Annotated in this window: 14 protein-coding genes; 7 read left to right on the top strand and 7 right to left on the bottom strand. The window is 52.4% G+C overall.

The genetic code is table 11. The features are described 5' to 3' along the window. Nucleotides 1-98 precede the first annotated feature (98 nt). The 4 genes from lpxC to mutT all read left to right on the top strand — a co-directional run bounded on the left by lpxC (nucleotide 99) and on the right by mutT (nucleotide 5,018). Nucleotides 99-1,016, top strand: coding sequence for a UDP-3-O-acyl-N-acetylglucosamine deacetylase (gene lpxC / locus ACHHZ7_RS06725; RefSeq protein ID WP_006686706.1), 918 nt, complete (start codon nucleotides 99-101; stop codon nucleotides 1,014-1,016). A 283-nt stretch (nucleotides 1,017-1,299) separates the two neighbouring features. Beyond that, nucleotides 1,300-1,806: a secA translation cis-regulator SecM gene (gene secM / locus ACHHZ7_RS06720; protein ID WP_003829520.1), complete on the top strand. Its 507-nt coding sequence runs from the start codon at nucleotides 1,300-1,302 to the stop codon at nucleotides 1,804-1,806. 60 nt (nucleotides 1,807-1,866) lie between these two features. After that, nucleotides 1,867-4,572, top strand: a complete 2,706-nt coding sequence (gene secA, locus ACHHZ7_RS06715; protein WP_003829517.1) for a preprotein translocase subunit SecA — start codon at nucleotides 1,867-1,869, stop codon at nucleotides 4,570-4,572. Nucleotides 4,573-4,628: 56 nt separating this feature from the next. Further along, a complete protein-coding gene (gene mutT, locus ACHHZ7_RS06710; RefSeq protein ID WP_008786200.1) occupies nucleotides 4,629-5,018 on the top strand; it encodes an 8-oxo-dGTP diphosphatase MutT in 390 nt (129 codons plus the stop codon). A gap of 173 nt (nucleotides 5,019-5,191) precedes the next feature. Here the strand turns inward: mutT and yacG are convergent, their stop codons facing one another. The 3 genes from yacG to coaE are packed head-to-tail and all read right to left on the bottom strand — an operon-like array spanning nucleotide 5,192 to nucleotide 6,759. Then, complete coding sequence (yacG, locus tag ACHHZ7_RS06705; protein ID WP_003018740.1) at nucleotides 5,192-5,386, bottom strand: DNA gyrase inhibitor YacG; 195 nt, start codon at nucleotides 5,384-5,386, stop codon at nucleotides 5,192-5,194. Nucleotides 5,387-5,395: 9 nt separating this feature from the next. After that, nucleotides 5,396-6,139: a cell division protein ZapD gene (gene zapD, locus ACHHZ7_RS06700; RefSeq protein WP_008786201.1), complete on the bottom strand. Its 744-nt coding sequence runs from the start codon at nucleotides 6,137-6,139 to the stop codon at nucleotides 5,396-5,398. Continuing rightward, nucleotides 6,139-6,759: a dephospho-CoA kinase gene (gene coaE, locus ACHHZ7_RS06695; protein WP_060682750.1), complete on the bottom strand. Its 621-nt coding sequence runs from the start codon at nucleotides 6,757-6,759 to the stop codon at nucleotides 6,139-6,141. The genes zapD and coaE overlap by 1 nt, the downstream gene beginning before the upstream one ends. 225 nt (nucleotides 6,760-6,984) lie before the next feature. On the opposite strand from coaE, the gene ACHHZ7_RS06690 reads away from it, so the two are divergent. Further along, a complete protein-coding gene (locus tag ACHHZ7_RS06690; protein ID WP_003829510.1) occupies nucleotides 6,985-8,028 on the top strand; it encodes a GMP reductase in 1,044 nt (347 codons plus the stop codon). A gap of 57 nt (nucleotides 8,029-8,085) precedes the next feature. On the opposite strand, the gene hofC is transcribed toward ACHHZ7_RS06690, so the two are convergent. The 4 genes from hofC to nadC form a co-directional block, all read right to left on the bottom strand. Continuing rightward, nucleotides 8,086-9,288: a protein transport protein HofC gene (gene hofC, locus ACHHZ7_RS06685; protein WP_060682749.1), complete on the bottom strand. Its 1,203-nt coding sequence runs from the start codon at nucleotides 9,286-9,288 to the stop codon at nucleotides 8,086-8,088. After that, on the bottom strand, nucleotides 9,278-10,663 hold the full coding sequence (gene gspE / locus ACHHZ7_RS06680; protein WP_060682748.1) for a type II secretion system protein GspE: 1,386 nt from the start codon (nucleotides 10,661-10,663) through the stop codon (nucleotides 9,278-9,280). The genes hofC and gspE overlap by 11 nt, the downstream gene beginning before the upstream one ends. A gap of 9 nt (nucleotides 10,664-10,672) precedes the next feature. Further along, nucleotides 10,673-11,110 (bottom strand): prepilin peptidase-dependent pilin, encoded by a 438-nt coding sequence (ppdD, locus tag ACHHZ7_RS06675; RefSeq protein ID WP_008786205.1) that lies wholly within the window; start codon nucleotides 11,108-11,110, stop codon nucleotides 10,673-10,675. A 243-nt stretch (nucleotides 11,111-11,353) separates the two neighbouring features. Further along, nucleotides 11,354-12,247 (bottom strand): carboxylating nicotinate-nucleotide diphosphorylase, encoded by an 894-nt coding sequence (gene nadC, locus ACHHZ7_RS06670; RefSeq protein ID WP_060683755.1) that lies wholly within the window; start codon nucleotides 12,245-12,247, stop codon nucleotides 11,354-11,356. An 87-nt stretch (nucleotides 12,248-12,334) separates the two neighbouring features. On the opposite strand from nadC, the gene ampD reads away from it, so the two are divergent. Together ampD and ampE are read left to right on the top strand one after the other, a co-directional pair. Beyond that, complete coding sequence (gene ampD / locus ACHHZ7_RS06665) at nucleotides 12,335-12,898, top strand: 1,6-anhydro-N-acetylmuramyl-L-alanine amidase AmpD (RefSeq protein WP_008786207.1); 564 nt, start codon at nucleotides 12,335-12,337, stop codon at nucleotides 12,896-12,898. Continuing rightward, the gene (gene ampE, locus ACHHZ7_RS06660; protein ID WP_032942372.1) at nucleotides 12,895-13,749 is read left to right on the top strand and encodes a beta-lactamase regulator AmpE; all 855 of its coding nucleotides are present in this window, start codon (nucleotides 12,895-12,897) and stop codon (nucleotides 13,747-13,749) included. Before ampD ends, ampE begins: the two co-directional genes overlap by 4 nt. The last annotated feature ends 66 nt before the right edge of the window (nucleotides 13,750-13,815 follow it).

Raw genomic sequence — 13,815 nt, 5'->3', positions numbered from 1 at the left:
ATTAGCTGGAATTTGGGAATTGTGGCTCTTTGTGCTAAACTGGCCCACCGAATGTATAGTACACTTCGGTTGGATAGGTAATTTGGCGAGATTATACGATGATCAAACAAAGGACTCTTAAACGTATCGTTCAGGCGACTGGCGTCGGTTTGCATACCGGCAAAAAAGTCACCCTGACATTACGCCCTGCGCCGGCCAACACCGGGGTCATCTATCGTCGCACCGACTTGAATCCTCCGGTAGATTTCCCGGCCGATGCCAAATCTGTGCGTGATACCATGCTCTGTACGTGTCTGGTCAATGAGCATGATGTACGGATTTCAACCGTAGAGCACCTTAATGCTGCTCTGGCGGGTTTAGGTATCGATAACATCGTTATTGAAGTTAACGCACCGGAAATCCCGATCATGGATGGCAGTGCCGCTCCGTTCGTTTATCTGCTGCTTGATGCAGGTATTGAAGAACTGAGCAGCGCCAAAAAATTTGTTCGCATCAAAGAGACCGTTCGTGTCGAAGATGGCGATAAGTGGGCTGAGTTTAAGCCGTATAATGGTTTTACGTTGGATTTCACCATCGACTTTAACCATCCGGCGATCGACTCCAGCACGCAGCGCTACGCGATGAACTTCTCTGCGGATGCGTTCATGCGTCAGATCAGCCGTGCGCGTACTTTCGGCTTCATGCGTGATATCGAATATCTGCAGTCCCGCGGCCTGTGCCTGGGCGGCAGCTTCGATTGTGCCATCGTTGTTGACGATTATCGCGTATTGAACGAAGACGGCCTGCGTTTTGAAGATGAATTCGTTCGTCACAAAATGCTCGACGCGATCGGTGACTTGTTCATGTGTGGTCACAACATTATTGGTGCATTTACCGCGTATAAATCCGGTCATGCATTGAATAACAAACTGTTGCAGGCGGTCCTGGCAAAACAGGAAGCCTGGGAATATGTGACCTTCCAGGACGATGCAGAACTGCCGTTGGCGTTCAAAGCACCATCGACCGTACTGGCATAACGACATACGCTGTCGCATAAATTCGACTGGTAAATCTGGCACTCTCTCCGGCCAGGTGAACCAGTCGTTTTTTTATCTTCCGAGTGCAAACCACCTTATCTGAAGCGACTTTTTCCCCACAGGTAGATTAAAATACCGTTCGATCGCTGCTTTCTTAAGCATATTTACCCGCGACTTGCTGTCATTACTGCTGTGGTGCGAACGCATTAATGGTAAGATTTGTGCGCAAAAAATGGTTTTGCATTTGTAACCCCAAACGCAGGGTATATCAGGTGGCAATAACGTGAGTGGAATACTGACGCGCTGGCGACAGTTAGGCAGACGGTACTTCTGGCCGCATCTCCTGTTGGGGATGGTCGCGGCTAGTTTTGGCCTGCCCGCGCTCGGTAATGCTGCTGAACCTAATACCCCCGCGAAGGCGACCGCCAGCAATCACGATCAAGGCGCTAAAGTTAACTTTAGCCAGCTTGCTTTGCTGGAAGCGACTAATCGCCGCCCAAATTTTACCGTCGATTACTGGCATCAACATGCCATTCGTACGGTTATCCGCCATCTTTCTTTTGCCATGGCACCTCAGGCGTTGCCCGTTGCCGAAGAGCCATTGCCAATCCAGGCGCACCATCTTGCGTTACTGAATACGCTCAGCGCGATGCTGACGCAAGAAGGCACTCCGCCCGCGACAGTAAGTCGCGTGACATACGCACACTTTACCTCTCAGGCCGCGTTTAGCGTTCCGGTCTGGATCAGCCAGCTGCAGGGTATCCGCGCTGGTCCTCAACGCCTCAGCTAAAAAAGAACCTTCCAACTTATAATTTTTGACTCCGCACCGCGGGGCGTTTGAGATTTTATTATGCTAATCAAATTATTAACGAAAGTATTCGGTAGCCGTAACGAGCGTACGCTGCGTCGTATGCGTAAAGTGGTCAATGTCATCAACGCGATGGAACCGGAGATGGAAAAACTCTCCGATGATGAACTGAAAGCGAAGACCGCTGAATTCCGCGCCCGTCTGGAAAAAGGTGCCAGCGTTGAGAGCCTGATCCCGGAAGCGTTCGCAGTAGTGCGTGAAGCGAGTAAACGCGTGTTCGGTATGCGTCACTTCGACGTTCAGCTGCTGGGCGGTATGGTGCTTAACGATCGCTGCATCGCGGAAATGCGTACTGGTGAAGGTAAAACCCTTACCGCGACGCTGCCAGCCTACCTGAACGCATTAAGCGGGAAGGGCGTACACGTGGTTACCGTGAACGACTATCTGGCTCAGCGTGATGCCGAAAATAACCGCCCGCTGTTTGAATTCCTCGGCATGACCGTTGGTATCAACATGTCTGGCCTGCCTGCGCCAGCCAAGCGTGAAGCCTACAACGCCGATATTACTTACGGTACCAACAACGAATACGGCTTTGACTACCTGCGTGACAACATGGCGTTTAGTCCGGAAGAGCGTGTTCAACGTAAACTGCACTATGCGCTGGTCGATGAAGTCGACTCCATCCTGATCGATGAAGCGCGTACGCCACTGATCATTTCCGGCCCGGCTGAAGACAGCTCGGAAATGTACAAAAAAGTGAATAAAATCATCCCGCACCTGATCCGTCAGGAGAAGGAAGATTCCGACACGTTCCAGGGCGAAGGCCACTTCTCAGTTGATGAGAAAGCGCGCCAGGTTAACCTGACCGAACGTGGTCTGGTGCTGATTGAAGAGCTGCTGGTTAACGAAGGCATTATGGACGAGGGCGAGTCACTGTACTCTCCAGGCAACATTATGCTGATGCACCACGTGACTGCCGCACTGCGTGCGCACGTGCTGTTTACCCGCGACGTAGACTACATCGTGAAAGACGGCGAAGTTATCATCGTCGATGAACACACCGGTCGTACCATGCAGGGGCGTCGCTGGTCCGATGGTCTGCACCAGGCTGTTGAAGCTAAAGAAGGCGTAGAGATCCAGAACGAGAACCAGACGCTGGCATCTATTACCTTCCAGAACTACTTCCGTTTGTACGAAAAACTGGCCGGTATGACCGGTACAGCCGACACTGAAGCGTTTGAATTTAGCTCCATCTACAAACTGGATACCGTGGTTGTGCCGACCAACCGTCCGATGATCCGTAAGGATTTACCGGATCTGGTGTACATGACCGAAGCGGAAAAAATTCAGGCGATCATTGAAGATATTAAAGAACGTACTGCAAATGGCCAGCCGGTGCTGGTAGGTACTATCTCCATTGAAAAATCGGAAGTAGTGTCTAACGAGCTGAGCAAAGCGGGTATCAAACACAATGTTCTGAACGCCAAGTTCCACGCCAACGAAGCTGCAATCGTCGCCCAGGCGGGTTACCCGTCAGCCGTGACTATCGCGACGAACATGGCCGGTCGTGGTACCGATATCGTACTGGGCGGTAGCTGGCAGGCGGAAGTTGCCGAGCTGGAAAACCCAACTCCGGAACAAATCGCGCAGATTAAAGCCGAGTGGCAGGTTCGCCATGACGCGGTATTAGCTGCCGGTGGCTTGCATATTATCGGTACCGAGCGTCACGAATCTCGCCGTATCGATAACCAGCTGCGTGGTCGTTCGGGTCGTCAGGGTGATGCGGGCTCTTCCCGTTTCTATCTGTCGATGGAAGATGCGCTGATGCGTATTTTTGCCTCTGACCGCGTGTCAGGCATGATGCGTAAACTGGGTATGAAGCCTGGCGAAGCCATTGAACACCCATGGGTGACCAAAGCAATTGCTAACGCGCAGCGTAAAGTGGAAAGCCGCAACTTCGATATTCGTAAGCAGCTGCTGGAATATGATGACGTTGCCAACGATCAGCGCCGTGCTATCTACACCCAGCGTAACGAACTGCTGGACGTAACTGACGTTAGCGAAACCATCAACAGCATCCGTGAAGATGTCTTCAAAGCAACTATTGATGCCTATATTCCGCCGCAGTCTCTGGAAGAAATGTGGGATATCCCGGGTCTGCAGGAACGTCTGAAAAACGACTTCGATCTTGAGATGCCGATTTCAGAGTGGCTGGATAAAGAGCCTGAGCTGCACGAAGAAACGTTGCGTGAACGTATCCTGGCTAACGCCATCGAAGTTTATCAGCGTAAAGAAGAAGTTGTGGGCGCGGAGATGATGCGTCACTTCGAAAAAGGCGTGATGCTGCAAACTCTCGACTCCCTGTGGAAAGAGCACCTTGCTGCGATGGACTATCTGCGCCAGGGTATCCACCTGCGTGGTTATGCGCAAAAAGATCCGAAGCAGGAATACAAGCGTGAATCCTTCTCTATGTTTGCGTCAATGCTGGAATCACTGAAATATGAAGTGATCAGCACCCTGAGCAAAGTTCAGGTGCGTATGCCTGAAGAAGTCGAAGCCATGGAGCAGCAGCGTCGTGAAGAAGCTGAGCGCTTAGCGCAGATGCAGCAGTTGAGTCATAAAGGCGACGATTCTGCCGCGGCAGAAGAGCTGGCAGCACAAACCGGCGATCGTAAAGTGGGTCGTAACGATCCGTGTCCTTGCGGCTCTGGCAAAAAATACAAACAGTGCCACGGCCGTCTGAGCTAAGAAAATAACTTACTGAAAAGGCGCAGAATTCTGCGCCTTTTTTATGGACGATAAAGATGAAAATACTGCAAATCGCCGTCGGGATTATTCGTAATCAGCAACATGAAATTTTTATCACCCAGCGTGCGGCTGATGCCCACATGGCAAATAAGCTGGAATTCCCCGGCGGGAAAATTGAAGCGGGCGAAACGCCGGAGCAGGCGCTGATTCGCGAGCTACAGGAAGAAGTGGGGATCACGCCGACTCAAAGCTCATTGTTCGAAAAGCTGGAGTATCAGTTTCCGGACAGGCATATCACTCTGTGGTTCTGGCTGGTTGAAAGCTGGGAAGGCGAGCCGTGGGGAAAAGAGGGGCAACCGGCGCAGTGGATTGCGCAAGATGCTCTGAATGCGCAGGATTTCCCGCCCGCGAATGCACCGGTCATTGAAAAGCTGATAGCTGGCTAATGGTGCTGTAGGCCGGATAAGGCAACGCCGTATCCGGCAAATTATGGCGGGGGCGCTACGCTTGCCCGCCCTACGTTTTAGTTCGTAGGCCTGATAAGCGCAGCGCCATCAGGCAAAACAACATAAAATGTCGGATGCGGCATTGCCTTATCCGACCCACCGTTTTAGCAGAATTACTTCTGCTCTTCACTCCAGTCGTCGCTTTCTGACAGATCACCAGAGCTTGGGATGCGTTTCTCTTCTGCGGCCCACTCTCCCAGATCGATTAACTGGCAGCGCTTGCTGCAGAATGGGCGAAACGGACTGACCTCAGCCCATACTACAGGCTTGCCGCAGGTTGGGCAGTTGACGATGGTTTGTTCAGACATGTTGACTCCTTAACAGCACGCCAGTTCAAAATCGAGGCGCTCAGGCACCTGACCATTCTCGCTATCCAGCGGCATAAAGCGGATGGCAAAACGGCTCTTATGACCAGAGATTTGCGGATAAAGCAGCGAATCAAGCGGCAGCTGCAAGCGTAGCAGATCTGCATCTTCGCCGTTGTCCTGATAAAAACCATTCAGGCTGGTTTGCTTACGAAACGGTGCTGAGTTGCGAATTAAATCCAGTACCAGCGACAGCGCCTGGTTGAGCGGATTCAGGCTGGCAAGCCAGGTTTCAACCTGCGCGTCACGATGCGACTGTGCCAGGTGTAACCAGATATGCAGAGTCGGCAGATCGAAACTGCAGCACCCGCCAGGAATACTTAAACGCTGACGTACGAGACCAATCAGACGATCTTCGCGCAGCGTCTGTCCAATACGCGGGGCAGAAATCAGAATGCTGCCTGCACTTTTTAGCTGCTGACGCAAAGAGTCGATTCTGCTTTGATCGACGCCGGGAACTTCGACCCAGGCCTGGAGTTTACGCTGCTGTCGCTCCAGTTCTTTGAGGAGTTCGGTACGGACTTCGCCGCGTTCAAATACATCCAGTAAATCTCCGATATTGCGGAAAAAATGCAGAGCGCCGGCATGGTCAGTAATGGGCAAATTAACGGAGAGCTGTTGGATTAAAAACTCAATGCGCAGCCATGTACGCATCTTCTCATTGAGAGGGTGTTCAAAAAGGACCTGGGTGTGCATTACGATTTTTCCTGTGAGACAAACTGCGACGCGCATTGCAAATAGAGCGCGTGCAGGCGGGCGACATCCGAGGCGATGGCTTCCGGTGCGCCATTATTATCAATAACATCGTCTGCCACGGCCAGCCGCGCTTCACGCGTTGCCTGGGCAGCAAGAATTTGTTCAACATGCTCACGCGTGACGTCATCACGCTGCATGGTGCGTCTGAGCTGGGTTTCGGGGGTGACATCCACCACGAGTACGCGGTCGGCTTTTTTATACAGCGAATTTTCCACCAGCAAAGGGACAACCCATAGCAGATAAGGAGAGGTTGCTTGCTGAAACTGACGCTGGGTTTCCTGCTGAATAAGCGGATGAAGCAGAGCATTCAGCCAGCTTTTCTCCTCAGGATTGGAAAAAATGCGTTCGCGTAAAATGCGTCGCTGCAACGATCCGTCTGCGGCTATAACGTCGGAACCAAAATGTTCTTCGATCGCCTTAAGAGCAGGTGTGCCGGGTTCAACCACCTGGCGCGCAATAATATCTGCATCAATGACGTTTATTCCGAGGTCAGCGAACGCATTTGCAACGGTGCTTTTACCACTGCCAATGCCGCCGGTTAAGGCTACCGTATACCTCATAGATGCCGATCCTGGAGTTTAAGTTTGATTATCAAACAGTTAAAAGTTATGCGTGCGAAGGCGAGGCTGCTGCAGGATTAACCTACTATTCGCCAGGTAAATTTATGGGATTGTAGCGTAAAAAAAGAGAATTTCGCAGTCTTGCGCGGCATTGATTAGTGCGTATGATAGCGTCACTGGAGTTGTGAGTTTCGATTTTTCGCCATTAACCCCAGGAATCCGCACATGCGTATCGAAGAAGATCTGAAGTTAGGTTTCAAAGACGTTCTTATCCGCCCTAAGCGTTCTACTCTCAAAAGCCGTTCCGATGTTGAGCTGGAACGTCAATTTACCTTTAAGCATTCAGGTCAGACCTGGTCCGGCGTACCTATTATTGCCGCGAACATGGACACTGTCGGGACGTTTGCCATGGCAACGGCACTGGCATCCTTCGACATCCTGACCGCCGTGCACAAACACTATTCTGTTGAAGACTGGGCCGCCTTCATCGCAGAGAGCTCTGCCGATGTGCTCAAACACGTAATGGTTTCAACCGGTACGTCTGATGCAGATTTCGAAAAAACTAAACAGATTCTGGCGCTCAACCCCGCGTTAAACTTTATCTGCATTGATGTGGCCAATGGCTACTCAGAGCATTTTGTTCAGTTCGTGTCGAAAGCGCGTGAAGCATGGCCGACTAAAACGATCTGTGCGGGCAATGTGGTCACCGGTGAAATGTGCGAAGAGCTGGTGCTCTCCGGTGCTGATATTGTCAAAGTTGGCATTGGCCCTGGTTCTGTATGTACCACGCGTGTAAAAACCGGCGTTGGCTATCCACAGCTTTCTGCGGTTATTGAATGCGCCGATGCAGCCCACGGTCTGGGTGGCATGATTGTCAGCGACGGCGGCTGCACAATGCCGGGTGACGTGGCAAAAGCGTTCGGTGGCGGCGCAGACTTCGTGATGCTCGGCGGCATGCTGGCTGGTCATGAAGAAAGTGGCGGCAAAATTGTTGAAGAGAACGGTGAGAAATTCATGCTGTTCTACGGTATGAGCTCTGAATCTGCCATGACGCGTCACGTAGGTGGTGTTGCACAGTACCGCGCTGCAGAAGGTAAAACCGTCAAACTGCCACTGCGCGGCCCGGTTGATAATACCGCTCGCGATATCCTCGGCGGTTTGCGTTCTGCTTGTACCTATGTGGGCGCATCCCGTCTGAAAGAGCTGACCAAACGTACAACGTTTATTCGTGTACAGGAACAAGAAAACCGTGTTTTCAATAGCCTGTAAGAACAGCTAGTTCTGTGAAATGCCTGATGGCGTTACGCCGTCATCAGGCATTTGAATCTATCCCACCCCGCTCATCGCATCTCCCAAATGGAAAATCGGTAAATACATCGCGACGACCAGTGTACCGATGATAAGCCCCGTAATGACCAGCAACGCAGGCTCAAGTAATGCAGCCAAATTATCAGCCTGAGCCAGGGTTTTCTCGCCATGGTGATGAGCAAGATTGCGCAGCATTGCATCCAGCGAGCCGGAAGCTTCACCAGTTCTGACCAGCTGTATACACAATGGGCTGAATTCACCACTATTTTTAAGCGCTAACCAGATCGGTTTTCCAGAGCTGATGTCCTGCTGAACCAGTGCTAAACGTTGAGACCAGAAAGGGTTAGCCAGCGTTTCGGTAACGCTCTCAAGCCCCTGCAAAAAGGGAATGCCTGCATTTTGCGTTAACGCCAGAACAGTGAATATCTGCGTGAGTTTTTGCCCTCTCACCATCGGCCCTATGACCGGGAGGCTGAGCAGCAATTTCTGGCGCAGAATGAGCCAGTACGGTTTCTGCTTTATCAAATGATGTGTGGCAACTGCTACCAGGCCAAGCGCTACCGCCAGCCATCCCCATTGGCTGCTACAGTGTGCGATGGTAATAATCCACTGAGTGAGCGCCGGTAGCGGGGTGTTGAACGTCTGGTAGATAGCGGCAAACTCAGGGAGTACAAATTGCAGCATCGCAAATACGACCATCACCGCCATTGTTATGATGATGATCGGATAGCGCAGGGCTTTTTTAACTTTATCAGCAAGTTGCTGTTGTTTCTTTTGCTGGTAGGCGAGTTCAAAACAGCAGTCGTCCAGCTTACCCGTAAGTTCTCCGGTACGGATCATTGCCTGGTAAAGGGGCGGAAAAACGTGTTGCCATTGTGATAACGAGGCGGAGAGGGTTATGCCCTGTTCCATATCGTAAGCCAGCGTACGCAGTAGCGCCTGCCATTGAGTGCTGGGATGCTGTTCAGCAAGCAGAGCTAGCCCTGTTGAGAGCGTTAACCCTGCCTTTAGCAATGTCGCCAACTGGTGTATGGTTTCGGCACTTCTTGTACGGCTCCAGTGCGAGATTTTGACACGCATACGTTTAATGCGCAGCGGCGTAATCTGTTGTTCCTCAAGAGTCAGCATCAATGACGGTCGGGTATCGGCCCATAGCGTTCCTTCCAGAGATTTACCTTCGTTGTTAATGCCTTGCCAGCGCCAAAGCTGTTTAGTGGACATGAGGCATGCCCAGTACACGAATCAGCTCTTCAAATGTCGTTAACCCTTGCTCGACGGCCTGACAGCCATTCTCGAAAAGCGTTCTCATTCCTGATTGCTGAGCATCAGATTCCACTTCGTCTACGGATGTGCCACTGGCAATACTCTGACGTAATGCCGGAGTAACCGGGAGGACTTCAAACAATGCCGTACGGCCATAAAATCCGTGATAACAATGTTTGCAGCCAGGGGCCTGCCAATTCGGTAGTGGTGTAGGCCAGACAGATTTCGAGAGCGTGATAGGCGTACTCTGACGTTGTCGGCAATGGGGGCACAACTTTCTGACCAACCGCTGTGCAATAACGAGCGTCAGCGCGGAGGCGATCATCCAGCGTGCGACACCCATTTGTTGCAGGCGCACCAGCGTTTCACTGGTGGAATTGGTATGCAGCGTAGAAAGAACCAGATGACCTGTTTGTGCGGCTTTAAGGGCTATTTCTGCCGTTTCGCCATCGCGGATTTCACCCACCATGATAATGTCGGGATCCTGGCGCAGCAGCGCGCGCAATACGCCCTGAAAAGTCAAACCGGCGCGTGGGTGAATTTGCGTCTGGTTGAGACCTGCGATCGGGATCTCTACCGGATCCTCCACGCTACAAAGATTCACATCCGGGGTGTTTCGGGTTTGCAGCGCACTGTACAGCGTGGCCGTTTTGCCGCTTCCGGTAGGCCCGGTAACCAGAATCAGCCCCTGAGGCTGCTGCAAGGCTTGCGAAAATGCGGCCAGCTGCGCGTCTTGCATTCCCAGCGCCGCGATCTCCAGTGACTGATCGACCTGATGAAGTAGCCGTAACACGACTTTTTCGCCGTAGCGACAGGGTAGGGTGGCGATGCGAAACGAGACCGGCTCTCCTGAAATCTCAACGGTAAATTGTCCGTCTTGTGGAAGCCGATGCTCGGCGATATCCAGGCTGCCTAATACTTTTAACCTTGCGGTGATGGCAATGCCCATCTCGGTCGTGACTTCCGGTAAAGCGTGAAGCACGCCATCTACGCGTAATCTGATTCGATAGTGATTTTCCTCGGGTTCAAAATGAATATCAGAAGCCCGTTGCGTCAGAGCGGAATGAAACGTCTGATTCAGCAAGTCTGCCGCGCTGGCGCTGCTTTTCGTGACTACTGCCGGGAGCATTTTCTGCGGTGTATGCGTGTGGCCTTCCATTTGCTGACGTGTCCAGCAGACAATGTCGATGTGTCGGGTGGTGGCAAAATGCAGCGCATCCAGCAGCTCGTGTGATGGGGCGTCTACGACGGCGATATGCACCACTTCATTGTCTGCATCCAGTAATATTGCCTGATAACGTTGGCATAGTGCCGTAAGTTGGGTGGTGTTCATCTCTGTTCCTTAGTGGGTATCGAAGCGGAAAACGTCTTCACAGGCCTGCTGCAATGCGCTGTCGTTCTGGATGACGCAGTTTCGGTTCCAACCGGTAATGCCGTTGGCATTGTCCCAACCTGGCGTCATGGTGATGCTTAGCCCGCTCAGGCTTTCCTGCCCACTAAGGCTGACAACTCCCTTTTCAACGCTCATGGCTGAGACGTAACGGGTAGTTGTTGGAGAGGGAATACCATTCGTTCCGGCATCGCAGGTATCTGTTCCGCCATGCTCCAGTGCACAGAGCTCAACCGCCGTGCGATAGGGGACAAAGGTTTGCAGCATGTCTGTCAGCGCGGCTTTGCGCAGATAGTTTTGATATGCCGGAATGCCGATGGCGCTAAGGATGGCAATAATGCCAATCACCACCATGAGTTCGATAAGCGTAAAGCCTCGTTGCTTGTTCATCGTTCGCTCCTTGAGTTTGCTGGCGCTACTTTGGCAAACCGACGGGAGGACGGCGAGAGACAAAAAACAAAACGGGAAAGCGGGTTCAGAGGATTTTTACGAAATTACAGAGTCAGACAATGTATTTGCGAAGAGACTCGAAGAAACTGCCGGGTGGTGGTGTAAATGCCGTATTCGGCTTACGGAATAAACCTGTGTAGTAGGCCCGATAAGCGAAGCGTCATCGGGCAATACAATCAGCAATTAGCGAAATCGCATGGAGAGATCGAGTGCGCGAACATGTTTGGTCAGCGCGCCAACAGAGATAAAGTCCACACCGGTTTCGGCAAATTCGCGCAGCGTTTCATGGGTGACGTTGCCCGACACTTCCAGACGCGCCTGGCCGTTGGTGCGTTTTACCGCTTCGCGCATTTGGTCAGTTTCGAAGTTATCGAGCATGATGATGTCGGCCCCGGCTTTCAGCGCGTCGTCCAGCTCATCCAGGCTTTCTACTTCGACTTCAACCGGCACATCCGGGTGCAACCAGAAGGCTTTTTCGACGGCCTGACGTACCGAGCCGGAAGCAATAATGTGGTTTTCTTTAATCAGGAAGGCGTCGGACAGCCCCAAACGATGATTCGCGCCGCCGCCGCACAATACGGCGTATTTTAGCGCGGTACGCAGTCCCGGCAGGGTTTTACGCGTATCCAGCAGTTGGGTCTTGGTTCCTGCTAACAGGTCGACGTATTTACGCACTTCGCTCGCTACACCTGAAAGCGTCTGCACAAAATTCAGCGCAGTACGTTCACCGGTCAGTAAAACGCGGGAAGGGCCGTTCAGTTCAAACAGCTGCTGATTGGCCTTTATGCTGTCGCCATCTTCAACATGCCAGGTGATGTTGACATCATCGCCAGCCAGCTGAATAAAGACCTCTTCCACCCAACGTTTTCCACAAAAAACGCCATCTTCGCGGGTGATTACGGTGGCATGGGAGCGCATGTCTTCGGGTAAAAGCTGTGCGGTGATATCGTTATTGGCATCAACTTCTCCGCCTAAATCTTCACGCAGCGCCTGAGCTACAGCGGCAGGGATATCCAGATTTATGCGTTCCAACAGCGCGTCACGTCGGTAGTCAGGGTTATAGCGGCGAGGCGGCATGATAAAACTCCAAATTGCTAACGAATCATAAGGTGGAAACATGCTACCCTGAACCTGATATGAGCACCACCAATAAGGAGATTCTGCATGTTGTTAGACGAGGGCTGGCTGGCAGAGGCGCGACGCGTTCCCTCTCCGCATTACGATTGCCGCCCGGATGACGAAAACCCTTCTCTGCTGGTGGTGCATAATATCAGCCTGCCGCCCGGCGAGTTTGGCGGCCCGTGGATAGACGCGCTGTTTACGGGCACGATTGATCCCAACGCCCATCCTTATTTTGCCGGGATCGCCCATCTGCGTGTTTCGGCCCATTGTTTGATTCGCCGTGACGGTGAAATCGTGCAATATGTGCCTTTTGATAAACGCGCCTGGCATGCGGGTGTGTCGAGCTATCAAGGGCGAGAACGCTGTAATGATTTTTCAATTGGTATTGAGTTGGAAGGGACGGATACGCTGGCCTATACCGATGCGCAGTATCAGCAACTGGCTGCCGTGACGAATACTCTGATTACGCGTTATCCGGCCATTGCTAACAACATGACAGGACATTGCAATATTGCGCCCGAGCGTAAGACCGATCCCGGGCCGTCCTTTGACTGGGCAAGGTTCCGCGCCCTGGTCACCCCCTCGTCGCACAAGGAGATGACATGACGCTGTTTACAACATTATTGGTGTTGATTGTTGAACGCCTGTTTAAGCTGGGTGAGCACTGGCAGCTTGATCACCGGATTGAAGCTTTTTTCCGCCGGATTAAGCATTTTTCGATGATGCGTACGGTAGGCATGACTCTGATTGCGATGGGAGTGACGTTTCTGCTACTGCGCGCACTTCATGGGCTGTTGTTTAATGTTCCGTTGCTGGTGGCGTGGATCTTAATTGGCTTGCTGTGCATCGGTGCTGGCAAGGCGCGCCTTCACTATCACGCTTACCTGAACGCGGCTGCTCGCGATGATGCTCACGCCCGTGATGCTATGGCCAGCGAGCTGACGCTTATCCATGGGGTTCCGCCGGACTGCGATGAGCGTGAATTCTTGCGCGAACTGCAGAACGCGTTGTTATGGAACAACTTCCGCTTTTATCTGGCGCCGTTATTTTGGCTGATTGTCGGTGGTCCATGGGGACCTGTGACGCTGGTTGGTTATGCTTTTTTACGTGCCTGGCAGTCCTGGCTGGCGCGCTATCAGACACCGCACCAGCGTCTGCAATCAGGTATTGATGCGATCCTGCATGTGCTGGATTGGATCCCGGTGCGTCTGGCGGGCGTGGTCTATGCGCTGTTGGGACATGGCGAGAAGGCGCTGCCGGCCTGGCTTGCCTCGCTTGCGGATCTGCACACGTCGCAATATCAGGTGCTTACGCGTCTGGCGCAGTTCTCGCTGGCGCGTGAACCGCACACCGATAAAGTCGAAACGCCAAAAGCCGCCGTTTCGCTGGCGAAGAAAACCTCGTTTGTGGTGGTGGTGGTTATTGCGGTGCTCACCATTTATGGGGCATTAGTATAGCGTTGTGCCGGATGGCGCTAATGCTTATCCGGCCTACAATGAAAAAACGTGTAGGCCCGGTAAGCG

It is taken from the genome of Citrobacter freundii complex sp. 2024EL-00216 (assembly GCF_043945515.1).
Taxonomy (GTDB): Bacteria; Pseudomonadota; Gammaproteobacteria; order Enterobacterales; family Enterobacteriaceae; genus Citrobacter; species Citrobacter portucalensis.
The sequence above is the reverse complement of the archived record's forward strand: the minus strand, read 5'-3'. Positions and strand labels throughout refer to the sequence as shown.

Bases quoted from the DNA above. Each gene is read 5' to 3' on its own strand.
- lpxC (WP_006686706.1), top strand. From the start codon at position 99: ATGATCAAACAAAGGACTCTTAAACGTATCGTTCAGGCGACTGGCGTC.
- coaE (WP_060682750.1), bottom strand. From the start codon at position 6,759: ATGAGGTATACGGTAGCCTTAACCGGCGGCATTGGCAGTGGTAAAAGC.
- ampD (WP_008786207.1), top strand. From the start codon at position 12,335: ATGTTGTTAGACGAGGGCTGGCTGGCAGAGGCGCGACGCGTTCCCTCT.
- ppdD (WP_008786205.1), bottom strand. From the start codon at position 11,110: ATGAACAAGCAACGAGGCTTTACGCTTATCGAACTCATGGTGGTGATT.
- gspE (WP_060682748.1), bottom strand. From the start codon at position 10,663: ATGAACACCACCCAACTTACGGCACTATGCCAACGTTATCAGGCAATA.
- yacG (WP_003018740.1), bottom strand. From the start codon at position 5,386: ATGTCTGAACAAACCATCGTCAACTGCCCAACCTGCGGCAAGCCTGTA.
- nadC (WP_060683755.1), bottom strand. From the start codon at position 12,247: ATGCCGCCTCGCCGCTATAACCCTGACTACCGACGTGACGCGCTGTTG.
- ampE (WP_032942372.1), top strand. From the start codon at position 12,895: ATGACGCTGTTTACAACATTATTGGTGTTGATTGTTGAACGCCTGTTT.
- zapD (WP_008786201.1), bottom strand. From the start codon at position 6,139: ATGCACACCCAGGTCCTTTTTGAACACCCTCTCAATGAGAAGATGCGT.
- secA (WP_003829517.1), top strand. From the start codon at position 1,867: ATGCTAATCAAATTATTAACGAAAGTATTCGGTAGCCGTAACGAGCGT.
- mutT (WP_008786200.1), top strand. From the start codon at position 4,629: ATGAAAATACTGCAAATCGCCGTCGGGATTATTCGTAATCAGCAACAT.
- hofC (WP_060682749.1), bottom strand. From the start codon at position 9,288: ATGTCCACTAAACAGCTTTGGCGCTGGCAAGGCATTAACAACGAAGGT.
- ACHHZ7_RS06690 (WP_003829510.1), top strand. From the start codon at position 6,985: ATGCGTATCGAAGAAGATCTGAAGTTAGGTTTCAAAGACGTTCTTATC.